At 60.6% G+C, this 20,645-nt stretch carries 20 protein-coding genes; 11 read left to right on the top strand and 9 right to left on the bottom strand.

Annotated elements, in window-relative coordinates; translation table 11 throughout:
- Positions 1-66: 66 nt before the first annotated feature.
- A complete protein-coding gene (locus OA90_RS14935; RefSeq protein WP_068413284.1) occupies positions 67-1,011 on the top strand; it encodes a LysR substrate-binding domain-containing protein in 945 nt (314 codons plus the stop codon).
- Between the two features lie 6 nt (positions 1,012-1,017).
- On the opposite strand, the gene OA90_RS14930 is transcribed toward OA90_RS14935, so the two are convergent.
- Both OA90_RS14930 and OA90_RS14925 read right to left on the bottom strand, forming a co-directional pair.
- Positions 1,018-2,184 carry an MFS transporter gene (locus tag OA90_RS14930; RefSeq protein WP_068413281.1) on the bottom strand — a complete coding sequence of 389 codons (1,167 nt, stop codon included), beginning with the start codon at positions 2,182-2,184 and terminating at the stop codon, positions 1,018-1,020.
- 130 nt (positions 2,185-2,314) lie between these two features.
- Positions 2,315-2,965 (bottom strand): class I SAM-dependent methyltransferase, encoded by a 651-nt coding sequence (locus OA90_RS14925; protein WP_068413278.1) that lies wholly within the window; start codon positions 2,963-2,965, stop codon positions 2,315-2,317.
- Positions 2,966-3,060: 95 nt separating this feature from the next.
- Between OA90_RS14925 and OA90_RS14920 the strand changes: the two genes are divergently transcribed.
- Complete coding sequence (locus OA90_RS14920; protein ID WP_068413275.1) at positions 3,061-3,972, top strand: LysR family transcriptional regulator; 912 nt, start codon at positions 3,061-3,063, stop codon at positions 3,970-3,972.
- A 107-nt stretch (positions 3,973-4,079) separates the two neighbouring features.
- On the opposite strand, the gene OA90_RS14915 is transcribed toward OA90_RS14920, so the two are convergent.
- Positions 4,080-4,988, bottom strand: a complete 909-nt coding sequence (locus OA90_RS14915; protein ID WP_068413271.1) for an alpha/beta hydrolase — start codon at positions 4,986-4,988, stop codon at positions 4,080-4,082.
- Positions 4,989-5,413: 425 nt separating this feature from the next.
- Between OA90_RS14915 and OA90_RS14910 the strand changes: the two genes are divergently transcribed.
- The 4 genes from OA90_RS14910 (at position 5,414) to OA90_RS14895 (ending at position 9,512) form a co-directional block, all read left to right on the top strand.
- Positions 5,414-6,118 (top strand): ParA family protein, encoded by a 705-nt coding sequence (locus tag OA90_RS14910; RefSeq protein ID WP_068413640.1) that lies wholly within the window; start codon positions 5,414-5,416, stop codon positions 6,116-6,118.
- A gap of 360 nt (positions 6,119-6,478) precedes the next feature.
- On the top strand, positions 6,479-7,435 hold the full coding sequence (locus OA90_RS14905; RefSeq protein ID WP_068413269.1) for an HlyD family efflux transporter periplasmic adaptor subunit: 957 nt from the start codon (positions 6,479-6,481) through the stop codon (positions 7,433-7,435).
- Positions 7,432-8,370 carry an ABC transporter ATP-binding protein gene (locus tag OA90_RS14900; RefSeq protein ID WP_068413265.1) on the top strand — a complete coding sequence of 313 codons (939 nt, stop codon included), beginning with the start codon at positions 7,432-7,434 and terminating at the stop codon, positions 8,368-8,370. The genes OA90_RS14905 and OA90_RS14900 overlap by 4 nt, the downstream gene beginning before the upstream one ends.
- The gene (locus tag OA90_RS14895) at positions 8,367-9,512 is read left to right on the top strand and encodes an ABC transporter permease (protein WP_068413262.1); all 1,146 of its coding nucleotides are present in this window, start codon (positions 8,367-8,369) and stop codon (positions 9,510-9,512) included. Before OA90_RS14900 ends, OA90_RS14895 begins: the two co-directional genes overlap by 4 nt.
- Before the next feature lie 36 nt (positions 9,513-9,548).
- Here the strand turns inward: OA90_RS14895 and OA90_RS14890 are convergent, their stop codons facing one another.
- From OA90_RS14890 to phnD, 5 genes are all read right to left on the bottom strand, one after another.
- Positions 9,549-10,469 carry a DMT family transporter gene (locus OA90_RS14890; RefSeq protein WP_068413259.1) on the bottom strand — a complete coding sequence of 307 codons (921 nt, stop codon included), beginning with the start codon at positions 10,467-10,469 and terminating at the stop codon, positions 9,549-9,551.
- Positions 10,470-10,798: 329 nt separating this feature from the next.
- A complete protein-coding gene (gene phnE, locus OA90_RS14885) occupies positions 10,799-11,596 on the bottom strand; it encodes a phosphonate ABC transporter, permease protein PhnE (protein ID WP_068413256.1) in 798 nt (265 codons plus the stop codon).
- Positions 11,596-12,390, bottom strand: coding sequence for a phosphonate ABC transporter, permease protein PhnE (gene phnE / locus OA90_RS14880; protein WP_068413253.1), 795 nt, complete (start codon positions 12,388-12,390; stop codon positions 11,596-11,598). The genes phnE (OA90_RS14885) and phnE (OA90_RS14880) overlap by 1 nt, the downstream gene beginning before the upstream one ends.
- A complete protein-coding gene (phnC, locus tag OA90_RS14875; RefSeq protein WP_068413249.1) occupies positions 12,387-13,160 on the bottom strand; it encodes a phosphonate ABC transporter ATP-binding protein in 774 nt (257 codons plus the stop codon). The genes phnE (OA90_RS14880) and phnC overlap by 4 nt, the downstream gene beginning before the upstream one ends.
- Before the next feature lie 62 nt (positions 13,161-13,222).
- On the bottom strand, positions 13,223-14,200 hold the full coding sequence (phnD, locus tag OA90_RS14870; protein WP_068413246.1) for a phosphate/phosphite/phosphonate ABC transporter substrate-binding protein: 978 nt from the start codon (positions 14,198-14,200) through the stop codon (positions 13,223-13,225).
- 347 nt (positions 14,201-14,547) lie between these two features.
- Between phnD and OA90_RS14865 the strand changes: the two genes are divergently transcribed.
- Positions 14,548-15,279, top strand: a complete 732-nt coding sequence (locus OA90_RS14865) for a response regulator (protein WP_068413243.1) — start codon at positions 14,548-14,550, stop codon at positions 15,277-15,279.
- Positions 15,276-17,783, top strand: a complete 2,508-nt coding sequence (locus OA90_RS14860; protein WP_068413240.1) for an ATP-binding protein — start codon at positions 15,276-15,278, stop codon at positions 17,781-17,783. Before OA90_RS14865 ends, OA90_RS14860 begins: the two co-directional genes overlap by 4 nt.
- Before the next feature lie 26 nt (positions 17,784-17,809).
- Here OA90_RS14860 and OA90_RS14855 read toward each other — a convergent pair whose 3' ends face one another.
- Positions 17,810-18,142, bottom strand: coding sequence for a helix-turn-helix domain-containing protein (locus OA90_RS14855; protein ID WP_068413235.1), 333 nt, complete (start codon positions 18,140-18,142; stop codon positions 17,810-17,812).
- A gap of 342 nt (positions 18,143-18,484) precedes the next feature.
- Between OA90_RS14855 and minC the strand changes: the two genes are divergently transcribed.
- From minC to minE, 3 genes are read left to right on the top strand one after another with little or no spacing between them, the layout of a single operon-like run.
- A complete protein-coding gene (minC, locus tag OA90_RS14850) occupies positions 18,485-19,309 on the top strand; it encodes a septum site-determining protein MinC (RefSeq protein WP_068413232.1) in 825 nt (274 codons plus the stop codon).
- 54 nt (positions 19,310-19,363) lie between these two features.
- The gene (gene minD, locus OA90_RS14845) at positions 19,364-20,185 is read left to right on the top strand and encodes a septum site-determining protein MinD (protein ID WP_068413229.1); all 822 of its coding nucleotides are present in this window, start codon (positions 19,364-19,366) and stop codon (positions 20,183-20,185) included.
- Complete coding sequence (gene minE, locus OA90_RS14840; RefSeq protein WP_068413226.1) at positions 20,182-20,442, top strand: cell division topological specificity factor MinE; 261 nt, start codon at positions 20,182-20,184, stop codon at positions 20,440-20,442. The genes minD and minE overlap by 4 nt, the downstream gene beginning before the upstream one ends.
- Positions 20,443-20,645: the final 203 nt, after the last annotated feature.

The raw sequence follows: 20,645 nt of genomic DNA, 5'->3' as shown, positions 1-20,645 counted from the left end.
TCACACTAGCAAAACCGATCCATCAGAGGAAGTTGAATTTACTGATACGTTTGATAAGATATTCTTATGATCAATATCACCCTCAAACAACTCCGCTATTTCGAGGCCCTGGCCCGCCACAGACATTTCGGCCGGGCTGCCGAAGCCTGTGCGATATCCCAGCCGGCCCTGTCCATGCAGATCAAGGATATGGAGGATGCGCTTGGGGCTACCTTGTTCGAACGTGGCGCCCGGCAGGTCCGGCTGACCCATTTTGGCGAGGTCGCCGCGGAACGGGCCCGCGACATTCTGCGGGCAGCGGACGAACTGGGCGACCTTGCCCGTGCCTCGCGCGAGCGGCTGGTCGGCCGTCTGCGCATCGGTGTCATTCCGACGGTCGCCCCTTACCTGCTGCCGAAAGTGGTCGGTGAACTGACCGGGCGCTTTCCCGGCCTCGACATCCATGTGCGCGAGACAGTGACACCGAAGCTTATTCAGGAGCTCGCGGACGGCCGTCTGGACACGGCGATCGTCGCCCTGCCCGTTTCGGAAACTTCCCTGGAAGAAACGCCTCTGTTCGAGGAACCATTCGTGCTGGTCCGTTCGGCCCGGGAGGCAAACGCACCGCTGCCGAGCGCAGACAGTTTGCGTGAAATGCGTCTGCTGCTGCTGGAAGAAGGGCATTGTTTCCGCGATCAGGCCCTGTCGTTCTGCAATCTGCCCTCGGGACCGCCGCGAGAGGTTCTCGATGCCAGCTCATTGTCCACCCTGGTGCAGATGGTCAGCGCAGGGATGGGCGTTACCCTTATCCCGGCAATGGCCGTGCCGGTGGAAACGCGCTCCGCGTCCGTTGCCATTTCCCGTTTCGAGGGGCCGGAGCCGAAACGCACCGTCGGCATGGTCTGGCGCAAGTCCAGCCCGCTCGCGGGCCAGCTGTCGGATTTCGCGGAAATTGTCCGCGAGGCGGGCCAAAATGCCGCCAGGGACCCGAAGCCTTTCAGTTCGCAGACCAACGACAACCTGCTGGCCTGACACCCCCTATCTCCGCCGGAAGGTCACCCCACCCAGAACCGCCATGACCGCCGCAAGCCCGAGAAGCACGACCCTTGCATCGTCACCTGCCGCAAACAGCGCCACAAGCAGCCCCGCCAGCGGCTGGGACAGGTTGTTGAGGCAGATGATGACACCGGTGGTCTTGCCGAAATCCTCTGGCGGAATGATTTCCTTGCGCAGCGTGCGCACATAGATGTTGAACATCTTGTCGAAACCGGCAATCAGCAGGAAACCGAGGGCGTATACGAGCGGATGAGCGCCTAAACCGGTCAGGACCGCTCCGACGCAGATAAGCGCATAGGCGGTGCGGCCGAGCGTGCTGAGACCGAGATGCACGTGGGCGGTCAGACTGAGGACAGCGAGCGTCGCAACGGCGCCGCCGACCTGCAGCCATGCATAGGTCTGTTCGCTCTGTGCAAAAAATCCGGTCATCATCGCCGCGGCCGTGGCAAGCGTGGCTCCGATAATCAGGTTGACGCCGGACGCCTGCAGGATGGCCCGCATCAGGCCCGGCAGACGCCAGACAAGCAACAGCGCATGTTTCAGATCCGCTACGGGATGGCGCTGCTCGCGCTCCGGAGGCAGGTTTTCCATGCGGGTCTGCCCCGGCCAGAAGACAAAGGCGACGTCTGCGAGTACGAAAAGCCCCGTCGCAACGACCACGACAGCCTCCCACGGCCAGAAAATCATCAGATAGGCGGCGACCAGCGGGGCGAGCATCACCCCCATCTGCGAGGCCAGCTGGCCGTAGCTTGCCACCTTTTCAAACCGCTGATCGGAAAAAGCCCGCACCAGAACCATTTCCAGGGCGAGCATGCCTTGTGTCGTCAGGATGCCCACCACCGCCGACAGGCCTATCAGCCACCAGACGCCGCCGAACACCATCTGCCCGGTAATGCCGATGACACAGGCGGCTGCTCTCAGCAGACGGCTGATCCGCAGCAGCAGGACCGGCGGAAACCGGTCGCACAGGACCCCGGCAACGGGAAAGGTGAGATAGCGCGGCAGCGTCTCGAAAAAGAACGCCAGGCCGGACCAGGCGACGTTCCCGGTGATCTGGAAAATGACCAGCGGCACCAGAAAAAGCAGGATCTGGTCTGCCAGGACCGTCAGGAACATGGACGCGAAAAACGCGCGGTCGCGAACCAGCATGTGCAGGCTTTCGGAAACATGACTGCAGAAGGGCCTGTACTGGTAGCATTCGTCCTGCGACGCAACAAGCGCTCCCGTCAGGTAGAACCGGCTGGTGCGCCTCTCCGGCCAGCGCCGGAAACCGGCGGCGTCACAGTTTCCGGGCCACCACGAACCGGCTGCGCGGCTCAGGGTAGTTGCCGGTCTCGATGATTTCGAAATCTGCCTTGCGGATCATCTCTTCCAGCGAGCGGAAAGACAGCATGTTGACATATGGCGCCTTGCCGATCAGCTGCATGATGGCGATAAGCGGCGCGAACAGCCAGGCACGGTCCTTCAGGCAAACTGTCTTGGAAATATAGAGCCCACCAGGTTTGAGCAGAGCATGAACCCGGGCCTGAAGTTCGTCCGGTTCTTCGACCAGGTGGAGGAAGTTGTAGGCGAGCACCGCATCATAGCCTGCCGCCCGGTCGCCTGCCGGCACCACCCGTTCGTCAAAAGCGTCGGCCACGAGAAACCCCAAACCTTCATGTGCTGTCCCCTGCCCGCGCGCATCGGCGAGCCTTTCCTCGGCAATCTCGATCATGCCGCCGGCGAAATCGGTTGCCAGGTAGGATCTGACGTTGTCTGCCAGACGCATCGCCGTGGTGCCCGTGCCGCATCCGAGCTCGAGAACCGCATCGTCCGGCCCGAGATGTTCGATGGTGCGGGCGAGCGTCTTTTCATAGGCTGCCTCGTCCTTTATCGGATCGGCAGCATACTTGCGGGAAATCCGGGTCCAGAATTGTGCGTTTTGGGTCATCGTGTCCTGCGGGTCAAAAGCTTATGGCACCGTCATATCGATACGTTTTTCGAAGGTAAATTGCGAAAATTTGCCTGAGTGATATACATATTTGCATGAACTGGCAGAATATCACCTTCGACTGGAATCAGGCCCGCGCCTTTCTCGTGACCGCTGAGGAAGGGACGTTGTCGGCAGCGGCCCGCGCACTCGGGCTGACCCAGCCGACCCTGAGCCGACAGGTCGCAGCGCTGGAGCAAACTCTTGGTGTGACGCTGTTCGAGCGGGTCGCCAAATCGCTTGTCCTGACTGAAGCCGGCGTGGAACTTGTCGAACATGTTCGCACCATGGGCGATGCCGCCGGCCGGGTTTCGCTATCCGCCTCCGGCAAATCGCAGCAGATCGAGGGGCTGGTTACAATTTCGACAACCGATCTCATGGCAGCGCATGTGCTTCCCGATATCCTGGCCGAATTGCGCCAGAAGGCGCCCGGCGTGGAAATCAGGCTCCTGTGCACAAACAGTCTCAGCGATCTGCGGCGGCGGGAGGCGGACATCGCGATCCGTCATGTGCAACCGGACCATCCGGACCTTTATGCCCGCAAGATACGCGAGGCCCCAGCCCGGATCTTCGGTGCCCGGTCGTTCGTGGAGGGTCACGGCCGGAAGCTCACAAAGGCGGACGCCCCGACGCTCGATTTCATCGGCTTCGACAACAATGCGGAACTGGTCATCTACCTGCGCGCCTTCGGCCTCGATGTCAGAGAGGCCAATATCCGGCTGAGTTCTCCCAATGGCGTGGTCGCCTGGGAATTCGTGCGACAGGGCTTCGGCCTATCCATCATGGCCGACGAGATCGCCGCGCGATTTCCCGACATCGTGCCCGCCTTCGAGGATGTCGAACCGATCACTTTCCCGATCTGGCTGGTCACCCACCGGGAACTGCACACCAGCCGGCGGATCAGGATCGTGTTCGATCATCTGGCGGAGGGGTTGTTGCGGGTGATGCCGGAGACCCGCGTTCGATAACCCGGATCGCTCCAGATCACTTGATCTTCGTCGAGCATCCTTGTGACGGAAGCAGGTCCCGGCTCAGGGCCGGGACAGCGTGGTGAGGCGCCGATCTGCCTGGAAACTCACCTGAGCATCCAGTTGAGCACCAGCCGCCAGTCGGTCATGCGGATGGGGGTGCCGTGGGTGCCGGTGTCGAAGAGGGTGAACCAGATCGGGTAGTTCGGCGCCGCCGACTTGATCTGCTTGAAGAAATTGGCCTGGGTTTCCCAGTTGTAGACGCTGTCCAGGGTGCCGTAGCCCATGTAGATCGGCACGTTTCGGGAGAGTGCTCCGGAGGAAAGAAACCCGGGATCCCTAGGAGAGCCGAGCAGCAGGACGCCGCTCAGCATCCGGGCAGTGTTGCCGTTCTTCAGAAGGTTCCAGCAGATGATGCCGCCCATTGAGCCGCAAGCGACCACGACCTTCGCCCGGGGCGACAACTGTTTCTGGTGCTGGATCAGCGCGGCCACATCGCCCGTACCCCGGCCGTCGAAATCCTTGACGTCGACGGTGAGATAGGCTCCGCCGTTGCGGGCCATCAGGTTCTGGATACGGTTGAAATTGCCGCCGAAGGAGACATCGTTCATGCCCTGGAAGCGGTTGCCGCCCTGGCCGTGCACGTAGATGACGATGGTATTGGCGCCGCCCTTCCACTTGCCGCTGCCCATATAACTTACCGTCCGCCCGTTGGCGGTCAGCTCGGCACTACCCCTCCCCCGCTTGGGACGATAGGAGACGTAATTGCCGAAGACTTTGCGTTCGTCGACCTCGTCGCGGTCGCGCAGGTCGCGCTGCTTGGAGTATTCCACGACAATAAAGGCACCGTCATAGAGGCTTTCGGTGACGTTCTTGTAGCGGAAAAGCCGGTCCTTGTAGGGCTTCAGGGCTTCGGCCTCGGCTGCTCCGAGAGTTCCGGCAAGCAGGACTGTGGCCGCCAGCAGAAGGTTCCGGGCGAAACGGACGGAGCGGACAGCCGGGAACCGGTGCGACATGAAGCATCCTTTGTCGAAGCAGATCAGGGGATCGATCCCGTATGGCCACAGCCTACGCGGCACCCCCGGTACATGCAATCGGCAGCCCTACGGTAATCCACGCACATTCCTGTCCCGGCCAGACCCGGATTGCCGGCTGCAGATGCCACACCTGACGATTCAATCGCCGTTCATCCGGAGGACATTTCACACAGTGTCATCGGCTCCTGAACCTCAACTACTTCAATCGCCAATCGCCGAACCTTGCGATTTTTCTCCAGGTCATTCCGCCATATTTGCCGAAAGTCCTAAGACTTTCTGAATAAGAGATCCCCAATATGCGAATTTAATTATTTGGTAACCATAAACTTCCAAGACTGCCAATCAGTCAGGTCCAATAAAGACCATATCGCAAGACGATGCTCGGCAAGTTCAGGAGAACCAAAATGCCAGTCATTTCCTTCGCAAACGCAAAGGGCGGCGCCGGAAAAACCACCGCCGCATTGCTGCTGGCGACAGAAGTTGCCGCACGGGGAAAGCGCGTGACCATTTTCGATGCCGACCCGCAAAAATGGATCTCCAGATGGCATGAGTTGCCCCTGAATTGCCCCGGTATCACGGTGGTGAACCAGATCTCACCGGCTTCGATCACCGAGCAGATCACCTATGCCGCCACGAACTCCGACTACGTCATCGTCGACCTTGAGGGCACCGAAAACCTGATCGTTGCCAACGCGCTTTCGGTCTCCGACCTGGTTGTGGTGCCGATCCAGGGCTCGTCGATGGATGCGCGCGGCGGAGCCAAGATCCTTACGTTGATCAAGAAACTCGAAAAAATCGTTAGCCACGACATCAAGCATTGCGTGGTCCTCACCCGCACCAATGCCGCCGTGACGACGCGCGCGATGAAAGCCGTGCAGGATTTCCTGTGCGCCCAGGATATCGATGTTCTGATGACGCCGATCGTCGAACGCGCCGCGTTCCGTGATCTGTTCGAATTCGGCGGCGGGCTGGCAGATCTTAATCCCAAGCAGGTATCCGGCGTCGCCAAGGCGAAGGAAAACGCCTCGCTCTATGCCGCCGAACTGCTTGAGCGGGCAATCGCCGTACCTCAGAAGCGCTGGTACAACGTCTTCAAACGCGCCAGCTAGGGCGTAAACTCCTGAAGAGGCCTGGTCCTCGCCGAATTGACGTTTGTTCCGGTCTCAGCCCCGACAGCCAACAGGCTCCGGCCTTGCTGCTGACCCGCCGGACCGGGACAACACACAGAAGCGCCCTTTCGGCGTCCGGAACGCCTTTGTTCCCAATATAATCAATGTTTCTGCATACATATTTTTGGTTTCCTGCCTGATTGCCTTGACTGTCGTGGACCGTGAAACAACGAGACAGCCCGTTCCATGTCGCATTCCCGGGATTTTCCGGTTCCAGCCATGGTGCACGCTCCTCGGGCGCGCTAAAGTCGCCGCCACTCTTTTTCTCCCGCCAACGCATCACCCCTCAGGGAGGTTTTCATGCTGTCATCCCTTCTGCGCCCTGCCCTTGCCGTTTCCGTCTGTCTGCTGCTGCTCGCCTGCAATGGCGAGGACGGCAATGTCGCGCTGGGCACGCTGGAGCGGGACCGGGTGGCGTTGACGGCGACCGCTAGCCAGGTCCTGATCGACCTGCCGGTCGCCCAGGGAACCTTCGTGAAGAAGGGAACCGTTCTGGCCCAACTCGACCCGGCGGAGCAGCAGGCCATCGTCAATCAGGCCCGCGCGGAAGTGCAGAAGGCGAAGGCCAATCTGGACAAGCTGGAAAACGGTGCCCGCGATGAGGTCATTGCCAAGGCCCGGGCGGATGTTGCCGGAGCCAAGGCGTCGCTGCTCGATGCACAAAGCACCTTTGACCGGGTCAAGGACCTGACCGGCCGTGGCACCACCAGCCAGGCCCAACTCGACAGTGCCCGCGCCACCCGCGACGCCGCGGAGGCCACGCTACAGAGCACCAAAGAACAACTGAAGGAACTCATAGCCGGCACGCGGCCGGAGGACCTCTCCATTGCCAAGGCGGAACTCGCGGCGGCGGAAGCCAGCCTCGAGACCCGGGAGACGATTCTCGCCGAACTGACGATCACCGCCTCGCGGGACGGCTTGCTCGACAATTTGCCGTGGAACCTCGGCGAACGGGTCACCCAGGGCAGTCCGGTCGCGGTTCTGCTTGCGGGTGCGGCGCCCTATGCACGCGTCTACGTGCCTGAACCCTATCGCGTGAAGGTCAAGGAAGGCGACAAGCTGCAGGTGCGCGTCGATGGCCTGGAAGAACTCATCGAAGGCTCCGTTCGCTGGATCAGCTCGGAACCGTCCTTCACGCCCTATTACGCGCTCAACCAGACGGAACGCGCACGGTTGATGTATGTCGCCGAGGTTTTGCTGCCGGACAGCGCGTCCGATCTGCCGAATGGCGTTCCGGCGCAGGTGCTGCTGCCGTGAGCGCGGACAAGCCTGAAGTCGTCGTTCGAGCGGAAGGCCTCGTGAAGAAATTCAAGGATTTCAAAGCCGTCGATGGCCTGGATCTGACCATCGAGCGCGGCATGATCTACGGTTTCCTTGGCCCCAACGGCTGCGGAAAGACCACGGCGATGCGCATGCTGACCGGACTTCTGACCCCGACAGAGGGCAAGGTCGAGGTCCTCGGTCTTTCCGTGCCCAAGAACGCGGAGACGCTGAAATACAAGATCGGCTACATGACACAGACCTTCTCGCTCTACGGCGATCTGACGGTGCAGGAAAACCTGCGGTTCATGGCGACGATCTACGGTCTTTCCGGCAAGAAACGGAAACAGCGGATCGGCGAAGTGATGGAACGGTATGAGCTGACTGATCTCAAGGGCCGCTTCGCGGGCAAGATGAGCGGTGGTCAGCGCCAGCGTCTCGCCTTGGCGGCTGCGGTCCTGCATGAACCGCAGCTGCTGTTTCTGGACGAACCGACCTCTGCCGTCGATCCGGAATCGCGCCGTCACTTCTGGGAACAGCTTTTCGACCTTGTCGAGGGGGGAACGTCGATTGTCGTCACCACCCATTTCATGGATGAGGCCGAGCGCTGCCACAGGATCGCGATCATGGAAGCGGGGAAAAAGCGCGCGGACGGCTCGCCCAAGGACCTGATGGCCGCCATGGGCGCCAATGTGGTTGAAATCGAAGGCGCAAACCTGCGCGATATCCGGCGCAAGCTTCTGGGAACTGACGGCATCGTGGCCGCTGCCCAGTTGGGCGCGCGTCTGCGGGTGCTTGTCAAGGACGACATCGCCGATCCGGAAGGCTTCCTGAAAGCCAAACAGGAGACCGGCGGCGCCAGCCTGATCGAAAAGGTGCGGCCCACTCTGGAGGACGTTTTCGTCACCGCAACCGGGGAGGGACGCCAATGAGATCGCTGTCCCGGATTGCCGCCATCTTTTTCAAGGAACTGGCGCAGTTGCGCCGCGACCGGATGACGTTCGGCATGGTGATCATGATCCCGCTGATACAACTCATCCTGTTTGGCTACGCCATCAACACCAATATCCGCGACATCCCGATTGCTGTCGTCAACCAGGACCGGACAGCCATCAGCCGCATCCTGATCCAGATGGTCGAAGCCACCCGGGTGGTGGAGGTCATCGAACGTTACGATACGATCGAAGAGGCGGAAGCGGCCATCAAATCGGCGCGCGTGCGGGCTGCCTTCATATTGCCAGACGACCTTGCCCAGCGCATCGTGCGCTCCCCGGCGACCGGGTTCGAGACGCCCCCCTCGAGTGATGAAGAAACCAGCCGTCCGGTGGCGCAATGGATTGTCGACGGTTCGGACACCATGATCGCCGGGGCCATCAAGGGCCTGCGCAACATGCCGCTCTCCGAGATGTTCCGGCAGGCCCCGAACCGGTCCACACCAACCTTCGAGGTCGCCCTGCTCTTCAATCCGGAACAGCGGACGGCCGTCAATATCGTGCCGGGGCTGGTGGGCATCATACTCACCATGACGATGATAATGTTCACTTCCGCCGCCATCGTGCGCGAGCGTGAGCGCGGCAACATGGAAATGCTGATCAATACCCCGGTTCGTTCGATGGAGCTGATGATCGGCAAGATCATTCCCTATATCTTCATCGGCCTCCTGCAGACCGCGATCATTCTGGGACTAGGGTATTTCCTGTTCAATGTTCCCCTGGGACTGAGGCCGTTCGACCTTCTGGTCGGAACCCTGCTGTTCATCGGCGCGAGCCTGTCGCTGGGACTTGTGCTCTCCACCATTGCCCAGACCCAGTTGCAGGCCACGCAGATGACCGTGTTCCTGCTGGTTCCGTCGATCCTTCTGTCCGGCTTCATGTTTCCCTATGAAGGCATGCCGCTGGCCGCGCAATATATCGCCGAAGTGCTTCCGGCGACGCATTTCATGCGCATGGTCCGCGGCTTCGTGCTCCGGGACGCGGGCCTTCTCGACTTGTACCGCGACGTCCTGTGGATGTGCGGTTTCTTCGTGCTCGGCCTCGCGGTTGCCGCCTTCAGGTTCAAGAAACGGCTGGACTGATACGCCACCGGCTCCTCGGTGAAACGCTCTTTGGCACTACTTCGGCTGCGGGCCGGTGTCGAAGCGCGGGTTGGCTGTCCGCAGAACCGGTGTCTGCATGGAGACATTTTCCCGGCTTTCACGCCAGACGACGAAGATGCCGGAGGCAATGATTATCGCGGAACCGACGGCAACATACATGTCGGGTATCTCGGCGAAGAACAGCACCCCGAACAAACTCGCCCAGAGGATCTGACTGTATTGCAGCGGCGCGACCACGGCGGCGGGCGCCGCACGATACGCTCCGATGATAAAGAGCTGGGCCGTCACCGAAAGGAAGCCGACGGTGGCCATCAGGCCGAGATCGGTCAGATCGACGGGCACATAGATGAACGGCAGGGTCAGCGACATCGCGACCATCGACAATATCATCGGATACAGGATCAGCACCGCGGAGCGTTCCTGCCCACCGAGCTTGCGGATCAGGATGGTCGCCAGGGAGTTGGCGCAGGCAGCCGTCAGAGCGGCCAGATGCCCCAGTGACATGGAGACCATACCGGGTCTGAGGACGATCAGCACGCCGATCAATCCGACAACAACCGCCGCCCACCGCTGCGCCCTCACGGTCTCGCCAAGCAGGGGCACGGAGAAGGCGGTGATCAGAAGCGGCATCGTAAACAAGAGACCATAGACCTCGGCCAGAGGCAGCGTGGTGAAGGCGTAAAACGCGCAGGACATGGACAAGATGGTGAGGCACGAGCGCAGCAGAACAAGCCAGGGATGACGGGGACGAAAGTTATCGACCGCCTTGTCCGCAAGCATCATCATCGACATAGGCACGAAGGCAAACAGCATCGAAAAAAAGATGATCTGGAAGACCGGATAGGCCCCACCGAGCGACTTGATGACGGCATCATGACTGGAAAAAATGGCGAAAGCCACGAGCGCCGCGACCAGTCCCTTCAGCGTTTCAGTCATGGCGGAGCCTTCTCGGGTTTAGAGCAGGCCGGGCGCGGACCCCGACCATCTGGTCGGGACGCGGCGCGGCAATACCAGACAGCCCCGCGTCTCGCGCAAAATCAACGGACCGCACCGCCTGTTCTCAAGATCATCGCTGAAAAGGAAAAAAGTTCAAGAAAGCCCGGTCTGTTTCAGGGCGAATTTCTGTGTGCGGATGCATGCCTTGCCCATGGTGAAACGAACAGCGGGGAAGATTATCTCCCCCGCTGCGACACGATCCGTCTGATCAGGTCCTGCGACCAGAAGGCCGGAAACCGATGTTATCTGGAGATCTCACGCCTCCGTGCCTACAGGATCCTGCGCCGCAGGTACGAGGATACGACCTCGCCGGTCACCACAAGAACGATAATGGCGATCAGCACCGTGGACACTTCCTGCCAGTTGAACGTGTCGATGGCCCCTTGCAGGATGACACCGATGCCGCCGGCGCCGACGAGCCCCAGGACCGTCGATTCACGCAGGTTGATGTCCCAGCGCAGGATGCTGACGGCGAAGAATGTCGGCATTACCTGAGGCACGATGGCATAGAGCACGACCTTGAAATGAGACGCGCCGCAGGCTTGCAAGGCTTCGACCGGCCTGGGGTCGATTTCCTCGATGGCTTCTCCCAGCAGCTTGCCGAGAAAACCGATCGACCGGAACATGATGGCGACAATGCCCGCAACGATGCCCGGACCGAAGATGGCTACGAAAAGCAGCGCCCATATGATCGTGTTGACGGACCGTGAGGAGACCAGAATGAACCGGCCGATCCATAAGGTAACCGCATTCGGCGTGGTGTTCTGGGCGGCGATATAGGCGACGGGTAGCGCCAGCACCACCGCCAGCGCCGTTGCAATCGTCGCAAGATTGACCGTGTCCAGCAGGGCGCTGAGGATCTGATCCAGATTGGCCGGATCGGGCGGCACCATGCGGCTGAAAAGGTCGCCCATCTGGTTCGGTGCGTCCCACACCCAGGCCCAGACAATGTTGACGCTGCCCAGCGCCCAGGCAACGACCAGCGTCGCAAGGGCAAAACAAGCGTAGCGCTGAAACCGCTGCCGCGGCGTGTAGCGCGACCACTCGTGCAAACTTAGCTGTTCCATCACGCTATCCGCTTCCTGATTGCACCACTGACGGCTTCGGAAATCAGGATGACCCCGACGATGACCATCGTGATGGCGAGGGCAAAATCGTAGTCGTAGCGGCCGAAGGCATTGGCCAGCGTGGCACCGATGCCACCGGCACCCACGATGCCGACAACGGCCGATGCCCTGAGATTGCTGTCGAGCTGATAGATGCCCAGGCCGATCTGGCGCTGCATGATCTGCGGAAAGACGGCATAGATCAGTACGGAAAGGAAGGGGGCTCCCGCGGACTTCATCGCCTCCACGGGACCGGGATCAATCTCCTCGATCCGCTCGGCCAGAAGCTTCGCCACGAAACCGATGGAATAGACGACGAGGGTCAGAACGCCGGCGAAGGGGCCGAAGCCGACAGCTTTCACGAAGACGATGGCCACGATCACCGGATGGAAACTGCGCGCGACGACGATGATGCCCCTGCCCAGATAGTAGATTGGCAGAGGCGCTATGTTCCTGGCGGCCATGAAGGCGATGGGGATCGACAGGAATACCCCGCCCACGGTTGCCAGAAGCGCGATCTTGAGGCTTTCGAGAAAGCCGTCGATGAGCAGTCCGCTGCGCTGGAAGCTGGGTGGAAACGCACCGCCGAAGATCCGTCCCGCGCGTTCCAGGCCCTGCGAGGCGCGCGTCCAGTCGATTGGCAACGTCGTCACCGTCACGGCGACATAAGCGATCACCGCCGCATACAGGCCGTAGCGCAGCAGCGGGCTGGCGATGAAGGGCTGCTTGCGCCAATGATTCCTGACGGCCGTCATGCCGCTTCGCCTTCGACCTGCCGGTCCGCATGCGGGATGCCCGCATAGATGTCATGCATGGCTTCCTCGGAAAGCGCCTCGGGCAGGTCGTCGAAAATGATGCGTCCGTAGCGCATGCCGACGATCCGGTCGCTGAATTCCCTGGCCTCATGCACGTTGTGAATGTTTATGATGACAGGCAACTTCAGTTCGTTTGCCAGATCGCGCAGCAGCATCATGATCTGCTCGGACGTCTTTGGATCGAGCGATGCCGTCGGTTCGTCGGCCAGCAGAATTTCCGGCTGCTGCATCAGCGCCCGGATAACGCCGACACGCTGGCGTTCGCCGCCGGACAGTTCATCGGCGCGCTTGTCGGCATAATGAGCGATGCCGACGCGCTCCATCAGTTCAAACGCACGCCGGATATCCTCCTTCGGATAGCGGCGGGTCAAGGCTGCCCAGGTCGAAATGTATCCGAGCCGTCCGCTCTGCACGTTTTCCATGACCGTGAGCCGGTCGATCAGATTGAAACTCTGGAAAACCATCCCGACCCGGCGTCTGGCGATGCGAAGGTCACGCTTGCCGAGAGCGGTAAAATCGGTCCCGTTCAGGGAGATTGTGCCCGAGGTGGGTTCGACCAGCCGGTTGATGCAGCGCAGCAGCGTGCTCTTGCCCGCACCGGAAGAGCCGATGACCGAAACGACCTGGTCACCCTCGATCTCGAGGTTGAGATCCTTCAGCACCGGATCCCCTGCCCCGTATCGTTTTACAAGGCTTTTGATTTTAAGCATGTTTTTCCCCAAATGAAGCGGCCCGCTGTCCGGCAGACAGCGGGCCGTGAAAGCAGGAGACCTTATTTCGCGAGGCCCTGCGGGGTGTATTCGACGCCATTGCTGGCCTGGATCTGCCGAATGACGGCCCACTGATCCTTGTAGGTGATGGGGATGAACTTGCTCACGCCCTCAAACTCCTCGCCGAGCTTGTTGCCCTTGAAGTCGAAGCTGAAGAAAGCTTCCTTGACCTTTTCAACCAGCGCCGGATCGAGATCGTGGGCGTAGTTGAAGGACGTGGTCGGGAACGGATCGCTTTCCCAGATAAGCCGGACATCGGCAGTATCGTAGAGGCCACGATCGGCCATGCGTTCCACAACTTCGGAGGCCACCGGAGCAGCATCGTAATCACCGGCCACAACGCCCAGCATCGACTGGTCGTGCGAACCGGAATAGATGACCTCGTAGTCCTCGTCCGGCACGACGCCGAGCGCGGGGAACAGGGCGCGGGGAGCCTGGTTGCCGGAGTTGGATGTCGGCGACGTATGGGCAACGCGTTTACCGGCCAGATCGGCGGGTGTCTTGATGTCCGAGTCGGCCTGGGTGAAGACCTGCAGGCGGTACCCGAACTGACCGTCATCCCCGCCCATGATCGCGAATGGCACCGCGCCGGCAAGGTTCACCGCGAAGGGAGTCGGCCCCGTGGAGAAACCGGCGATATGCAGACGGCCGGACCGCATGGCTTCAACTTCGGCGGAGTTGGACTGCACGGCGAAAAACTGGACATCCTTGCCGGTGACATTTTCCAGATGCTCGATGAAAGGCGCCCAGATATCCGCATAGACCGCAGGGTCTTCCACGGGCGTATAGGCGAATACCAGCGTGTCGGGATTGCTCAGTTTGGCCGGATCCGCCGGCGCATCGGCGACGAGGTCTCCGTTCGCATCGCAATAGATGCTGTCGAGTGCGCCCTGATTTGCGCAATCGGCGGCATGTGCCGCCGTCATGGCAAAACCGGCCACGAAAGCCACGGATCCGAGCCGGGCCAACAAGTTTCTCATATTTTCCTCCCATTATGGATCGATCCCGCCAGGCAGAGGCTGCAAGGCACCTTGAAAGATCGCCCTCAGGCTAGCGACAGGAAACGGAGGAAAGCGAGCGGAGATATGTTAACAGAACACAGGCACCCGGCCTTTTTTGTTAACAATGTTACAGCGCCGGGTTTCCGGCTGAAACAAATGTAACGAGATTCCGCCCTCCCCGCTCAGATCTTCATGCTAGGTCTGGACCTCATGAACGAATATGAAGTGGCCGGAATGGCAGAATTGCGGGAGGAAGAGCGTGCTCAAAGGGCCATTTGCCCGATCAGGCGCACTGACACCTCAGGGAATTGCAGAAGAGCAATGCTATGGACGCAAACGCGGCACGGCCGCTAATCGCCATCGTCGACGACGATGCAGATGTGCGCGAAACCCTCTCCGCATTGATGGAGACAAGCGGCTTTGCGCCGGTCGCATTTGCCGACAGCGCCGGGTTCAAGGCGTTCGGCAATCCGGAAGATTTCGACCTCGCGCTGATCGATCTGCGCCTGAAGGGCGAATCCGGCCTGTCACTGGCCATTCACATCCGCGAGTTCCACGAACTTCCCATCGTCATGCTGACGGGCGTGGGCGATGAGATCGATCAGATCATCGGTCTGGAAACCGGCGCCGATGACTACCTGATGAAACCGTTCAACCCGCGCGAACTGGTGGCGCGCATCCGGGCGGTTCTGCGCCGCTACGGCCACGGGTTGTCCGCAGCCCCCAAAGCCGGCAAGGATCCTGAGATCGCCTTCGGCGACAAACGGGTCAACCTCAAACGCCGGGAGCTTCTCGACCGCAACGGCGACGAGATCCCGCTCACCAATGCGGAATACGTGCTGCTTGAGTATTTCGTCAAAAACCCCGAGCGCATCATTCCCCGCATCGAGCTCATGCAGGAGATCGGCAGCGACATGCAGCGCTATGTGGACCGGACCATCGATGTCCTGATCCTGCGCCTGCGCCGCAAGATCGAGAGTGTGCCGTCAAAACCCGTCCATCTGCAGACCCGCAGAGGGCAAGGCTACATCTTTGTGCTTCAGGCCGAGGGCACATGAAGGCGTCCCGCATCAGGCAACCGAGTATCCGGCTGCTGCTGCTTTCGGCAATCGGGCTCCTGCTGGTCGTCATCATGGTGATCGGGACGATCGCCCTGATGACCCTCCACAGTGCGGAGGACCGGCTCGCGACGTTTCATGACCAGACGCTGATTGAGGTGTCCGATGCGCTTGAACTTTCCGGCAGTGCGTCCGAACTGGCGACTTCAGCTCCCTTTCTGATGACCTTGAGCCCGAGTTTCCAACTGGAAAGCGAGGCTGCGGAAATCCTTCAGACGCTGGAACACATCCAGAAACTGGGCGGAGGCGATCCGGACGTGGCGATGCCGCTTGCCCGGATCCATGCAGCTATTGACGATCTCGTCCGGGCCATGGCCCCGCAGGTGAAATACGCGGCGACCCTTGCGCTGATCGATCAGGATCTCGAACGCCTGCAAAGGCGCTTCCGCACACTGGCCCAGGCCTCCGCGGCGTCGCCGCAGGAACGCCAGGCCTGGTCATCGCTGCAACAGCTCGTCATGGCCGCCACCGGCGCCCTGCGCAGCCGCGAGTTGATCAAGGTTGGCGAACACCAGAGCAACTATCGCCGTATCCGCCAGGAGATCGACGCCGATCCGCCGCGTTACGTGAATGCAGCGCTGGCGGAGGTCGAGGGTGCCGTGCGCAACCGGGGCGACCTGTTTTCGCTCCGCTATTCCGAACTGGCGGCGAAGCTGGATGCGGAAAACGCGCTTTTCCGCATCCGTACGGAAGTTGCCCAGGTGAACGCCCATGCGCTGCAGAAGGTCACAGACGCCAAGGTCAGACTGCAGGCCTCACGCGAGAGGACGACCACGAGCCTCACCTTCGCCAAGGCTGTGATCGTGGTGCTCACTGTGATCAGCATGATCGTCGCCGCGATGTCCGCCCTGTTCGTCTCGAGATATGTCACTGCCAATCTTCACCGGATCACCGATGTCATGCGCCGGCTTGCCGCTGGCGACCTGAAGGCACGGCTTTCGAAGAAAAGCAGTTCTTCCGATGAAATCGGGCAGCTGTCGGAGGCGTTCCGCAAGTTCCGCTCAAACGCCCTGCGACTGGAACGCAAGACCAGGGAAGTCTGGCAGCGCAACGAACTGTTCATCACGGTGTTTCAGAACATCAGCGACGGCGTCGCCGTGTTGTCGCCCACGGGGCAGATCCTGGCAGAGAACGGCCGGGTACGCGAACTTCTGCGGCTGGAACCGGCCCGGGAGAATGGCCGTCTCACGCTGCATGAGCTGATCGGGAGATCCGCCTTCAAGCGGCGCGCGAATGAAAACGACCGCGCAGGGTTCGGCGAATATGCCGATGCCTCAGGGCACGTCCTGGAAGTCCGCCAGTCTTCGCTGCCCGATGGCGGATCGGTGTGGCTGTTTTCCGAGACCACGGAACGCAAGCGCATCGACGAGCGTCTTGAGGAAATCCGGCGCGTGGAAAGCCTGGGCAAGGTTACCGGCGAAGTGGCGCATGACTTCGGCAACATCCTGTCCACCATTTCCGGCAACCTGCACATGCTGGAAGGCGAGTTGTCGCCAAAGGCATCGGTCTTGCGTGCGCGCATCAACGATGCGGTGGAACTCGGCGTGTCCCTGATTGAACGCCTGCTGGCCTTCGCCCGCAAACAGCATCTGGAGCCACAACAGACCGATATCGCCGCAATCGCCGAGGGAATGGAGGATCTTCTGTCCATGGCGTTGCCGGAAACGGTTGCCCTGTCCATCGCATGCGATGACGGGCCGATGTTTGCCCGCATCGATCCGGGACAGCTGGAAAGCGCCATCCTGAACCTTTGCGTCAATGCCGGTCAGGCGATCCCCGATCGCGGCGAGATCGAGATCGGCGTTGCCAGGCAGGCGGACGGGCGCATTGCGCTTTCGGTCAGGGACGATGGCTGCGGGATGGATATGGACACGCTCCGGCAGGCGGCCGAACCGTTTTTCACCGCCCGCTCCGATGGCGAAGGGACAGGTCTCGGCCTGTCCATGGTACACGGTTTCGTGCATCAGTCCGGAGGGTCGATCCGGATCGACTCCACCCCCGGGCAGGGAACCTGCGTCACCCTGCTGTTTCCCGAGCAGGCAGGGCCTTGCAGACAGCAGCCCCTCCCTTCCCATCAGGAGCAGGTGCTTGTCGTCGACGATGACGTCAAGTCGGCCAGGGCGATCACCCTGCTCATGAAAGATCTCGGGTATTCGGTCGTCACCGCGCATTCGTACAACGAGGCGCTGCTTCAGGTCCGGTCCGACCGGCCGCTTTCAGCCGTCATAACCGATCTGCAACTTGATGACGGGCATTCCGGCTGGTCGCTGGTGCAGGAGGCGCTGGAAACGCATCAGGACTGCAGGGTTGTGGCTGTTTCCGGACATCTGCCGGAAAAGGACCCGGTTTCCAATGCTTTTCGCGACAGGTTCGCCAAGCTCCCGAAACCGGTTACCGCAGAAGATCTTGGCAGGCACCTGGGTATCGGCCCCCCAAATCCTTGAAACCGGCAGGAAGCCCGGAACGTCCTTTAAACGAACACGCGGGCAAGCGCCGCCACGGCCAGGGCGGTCGCAGCGCGTTTTGGGCCGGCGAACTCTGATGCCGCCTGCCCCGGAACCATCAACTTGACCCGATTGAGATCGGACGCGTCGAGTTGATCCAGATCAGCGGATTTTGCTGCTTCCTCGGCGGAAAAGCGGATTTCGTCGAGCATCTTCACCAACCCCTGCCAGATGTGCAGTGGCGGCGCCTCATTCGTGTTGCACCAGCGAACAATTTCATCTTCCGATACATTCAATGCCGCTGCAGCCTCTTTGGTGCTGAGGCCAACATAGCTCATGATATCGCTGAAATTGCTCATTAATTTTCCCAGACGCCTATGCGTCGCCGACATTCGAAAATCTATATTGCATTGCAATATGGCAAATTTCCAGCCCTTTACAAGAATTTAGTTAACTCCTGCACTGGCAAACGATCCGCATCTGGCAGGAACCCGCGATTCTCGCGCATGGGCCCGGCACTTCTGCGGAGGAGCTGTCCGGGCAATGTCCGGAGGGGGCTGTTGGTTCCACCAATCACATGAAATACCTGAACAAAATCGATATCGGTGGAAAACGGATGCCTGCCCGAATGTCCGGTTCGGTTAATGATAAGTTTATGAAAGCAAATCAACCTGACTTTTCGCGTGCCGCCGGACCTCTTAATGAAGTTCAAGGGAAAATCCTTCATTGCAATCGTTCTGACACCTGAACCGCCCTTTCCGGACTGGTTCAAGGAGATTGATCGCATTATTGCGCGCTCGCCCGGTTTTTTCATCGACAGGCCCATCATTCTGGATGTGCGCGGCAGCAAGATCCCGATAGATGAGCTTGAAGACCTGCTCGCCGGACTTGGGGAAAGATCCGTCCGGGTGATGGGCATCGACGGGGTTGCTGGAACCCGGCTGAAACCCGGTATGCCGCCGAGCTTTTCCGGCGGCCGTCTGGCATCGGATGTGGACGTCCCGGACCCGTCGGGCGAAGCGAACAAAAAAAGCAACGGCGCTTCGGACCCCCTCCAGGAGGGCAAGACAGCAGCCAGGAGCAACGGAAAATCGGCAAACTCCGGCTCGGAAACTGCGAAGACAAATGGACAGTACAGGAGTGACGGGGGCGAAGCGGGCGGCGACACGCTATCGGGACCGACCGGTTTCGCGGATGGCGCGTCCATAGTCATCACCGAACCGGTCCGTTCGGGACAGAGCATCCTGCATCCCGATGGCGATGTGACGGTGATCGGCTCCGTAAGTTCCGGCGCGGAGATCATCGCCGGAGGCTCGATCCACGTCTACGGCGCCTTGCGCGGCCGGGCGCTTGCCGGGGTCTCGGGCAAGGACAACGCCCGCATCTTCTGTTCGAAGCTCGATGCGGAGCTTGTCTCCATAAACGGTCTTTACAAGGTCGCGGACGATTTTGACGGAACGCTGCTCAACGCGCCGGCGCAAATCCGGTTCGAGAACGAGACGCTGGTCTTTGAAGAACTGACTTAACACCGCGCCGGCTTTCTGAAAGAGACCGGCGGCGACAAAAAACAGGATAAACGCATGAGCAACGCCACAGTCGTCGTGGTCACGTCAGGCAAGGGTGGAGTGGGCAAAACCACCTCCACCGCCGCCATTGCCTCGGCGCTCGCCAAGGAAGGCTATCAGGTCTGCGCGGTCGATTTCGACGTCGGTCTGCGCAATCTCGACCTGATCATGGGTGCCGAGCGGCGCGTCGTGTTCGATCTGGTCAATGTTGTGCGCGGCGAAGCCTCCATCAAACAGGCCTTGGTGCGCGACAAGAAGCTCGACAACCTGTTTTTGCTGCCTGCCTCGCAGACCCGCGACAAGGATGCCCTGACCGAAGAAGGCGTTGCCAGCGTCATCAACGAGTTGCGCATGTATTTCGACTGGGTGATCTGTGACAGCCCGGCCGGTATCGAGCGCGGCGCGACGCTTGCCATGCGATATGCCGATGAGGCGATCATCGTCTCCAATCCGGAAGTCTCTTCTGTGCGGGACTGCGACCGGATCATCGGCCTGCTGGACGCCAAGACAAAGGTCGCGGAAGACGGCGAGCGCATGCCCAAGCATCTGCTGATCACACGTTACGACGTCGAACGCGCGAAGGCCGGCGACATGCTGGCGACCGACGATGTTGTCGATATTCTCTCCGTACCGCTGATCGGGGTCGTTCCGGAAAGCAAGGACGTTCTGAAAGCTTCCAACGTCGGCGTGCCGGTCACCGTGTCGGACGAAAATTCCCCGGCCGCGAAGGCCTATACGGAAGCGACACGCCGGCTTCTGGGCGAGAATATCCCGGTGACCATTCCCGAAGAGAAGAAGAGCCTGCTCGGCAAGTTCTTCAAGGGGAGGGCCGCATGAATATCCTGAGCTTCTTCGGCAAAAGGGATGAGAGCGCTTCCGTTGCCAAAAACCGTCTGCAGATCCTGCTGGCCCACGAACGGGCGGATGACGGTTCCGACGCGTTGCTGATTTCAAGCCTGAGGGAAGACATTCTCGCCGTGGTCGCCAAGCGCGTCGATATCGACCCGGACTCCGTGCGGCTCGAAATGGACCGGACGGGCGACGTCACCACGCTGGGGATCGACATCGAACTGCCCGCCGCGCGGGCATCCTGAGCGGACAAAACCGCCGGATACGCTGCCTTTCCGCCTGCGGCTGAACGCAGGGCGGTCCGGCATGCTGAACTCAACCTGCAGGCAGCCCGCCAATCTCTTTTGATTGGAAGGGCTGTCGACCGGGGTCGTATTCTTGTCGCCGTTTCGTTGGCGCCCTCCTCCCGACGGACAGGGAGTGACCTCGAGAAATCGGGCACGCTCTT

Origin of the sequence: Labrenzia sp. OB1, from assembly GCF_001624695.1 — a bacterium.
Classification (GTDB): Bacteria; Pseudomonadota; Alphaproteobacteria; order Rhizobiales; family Stappiaceae; genus Roseibium.
This window is presented reverse-complemented; position numbering and strand designations above follow the sequence as displayed.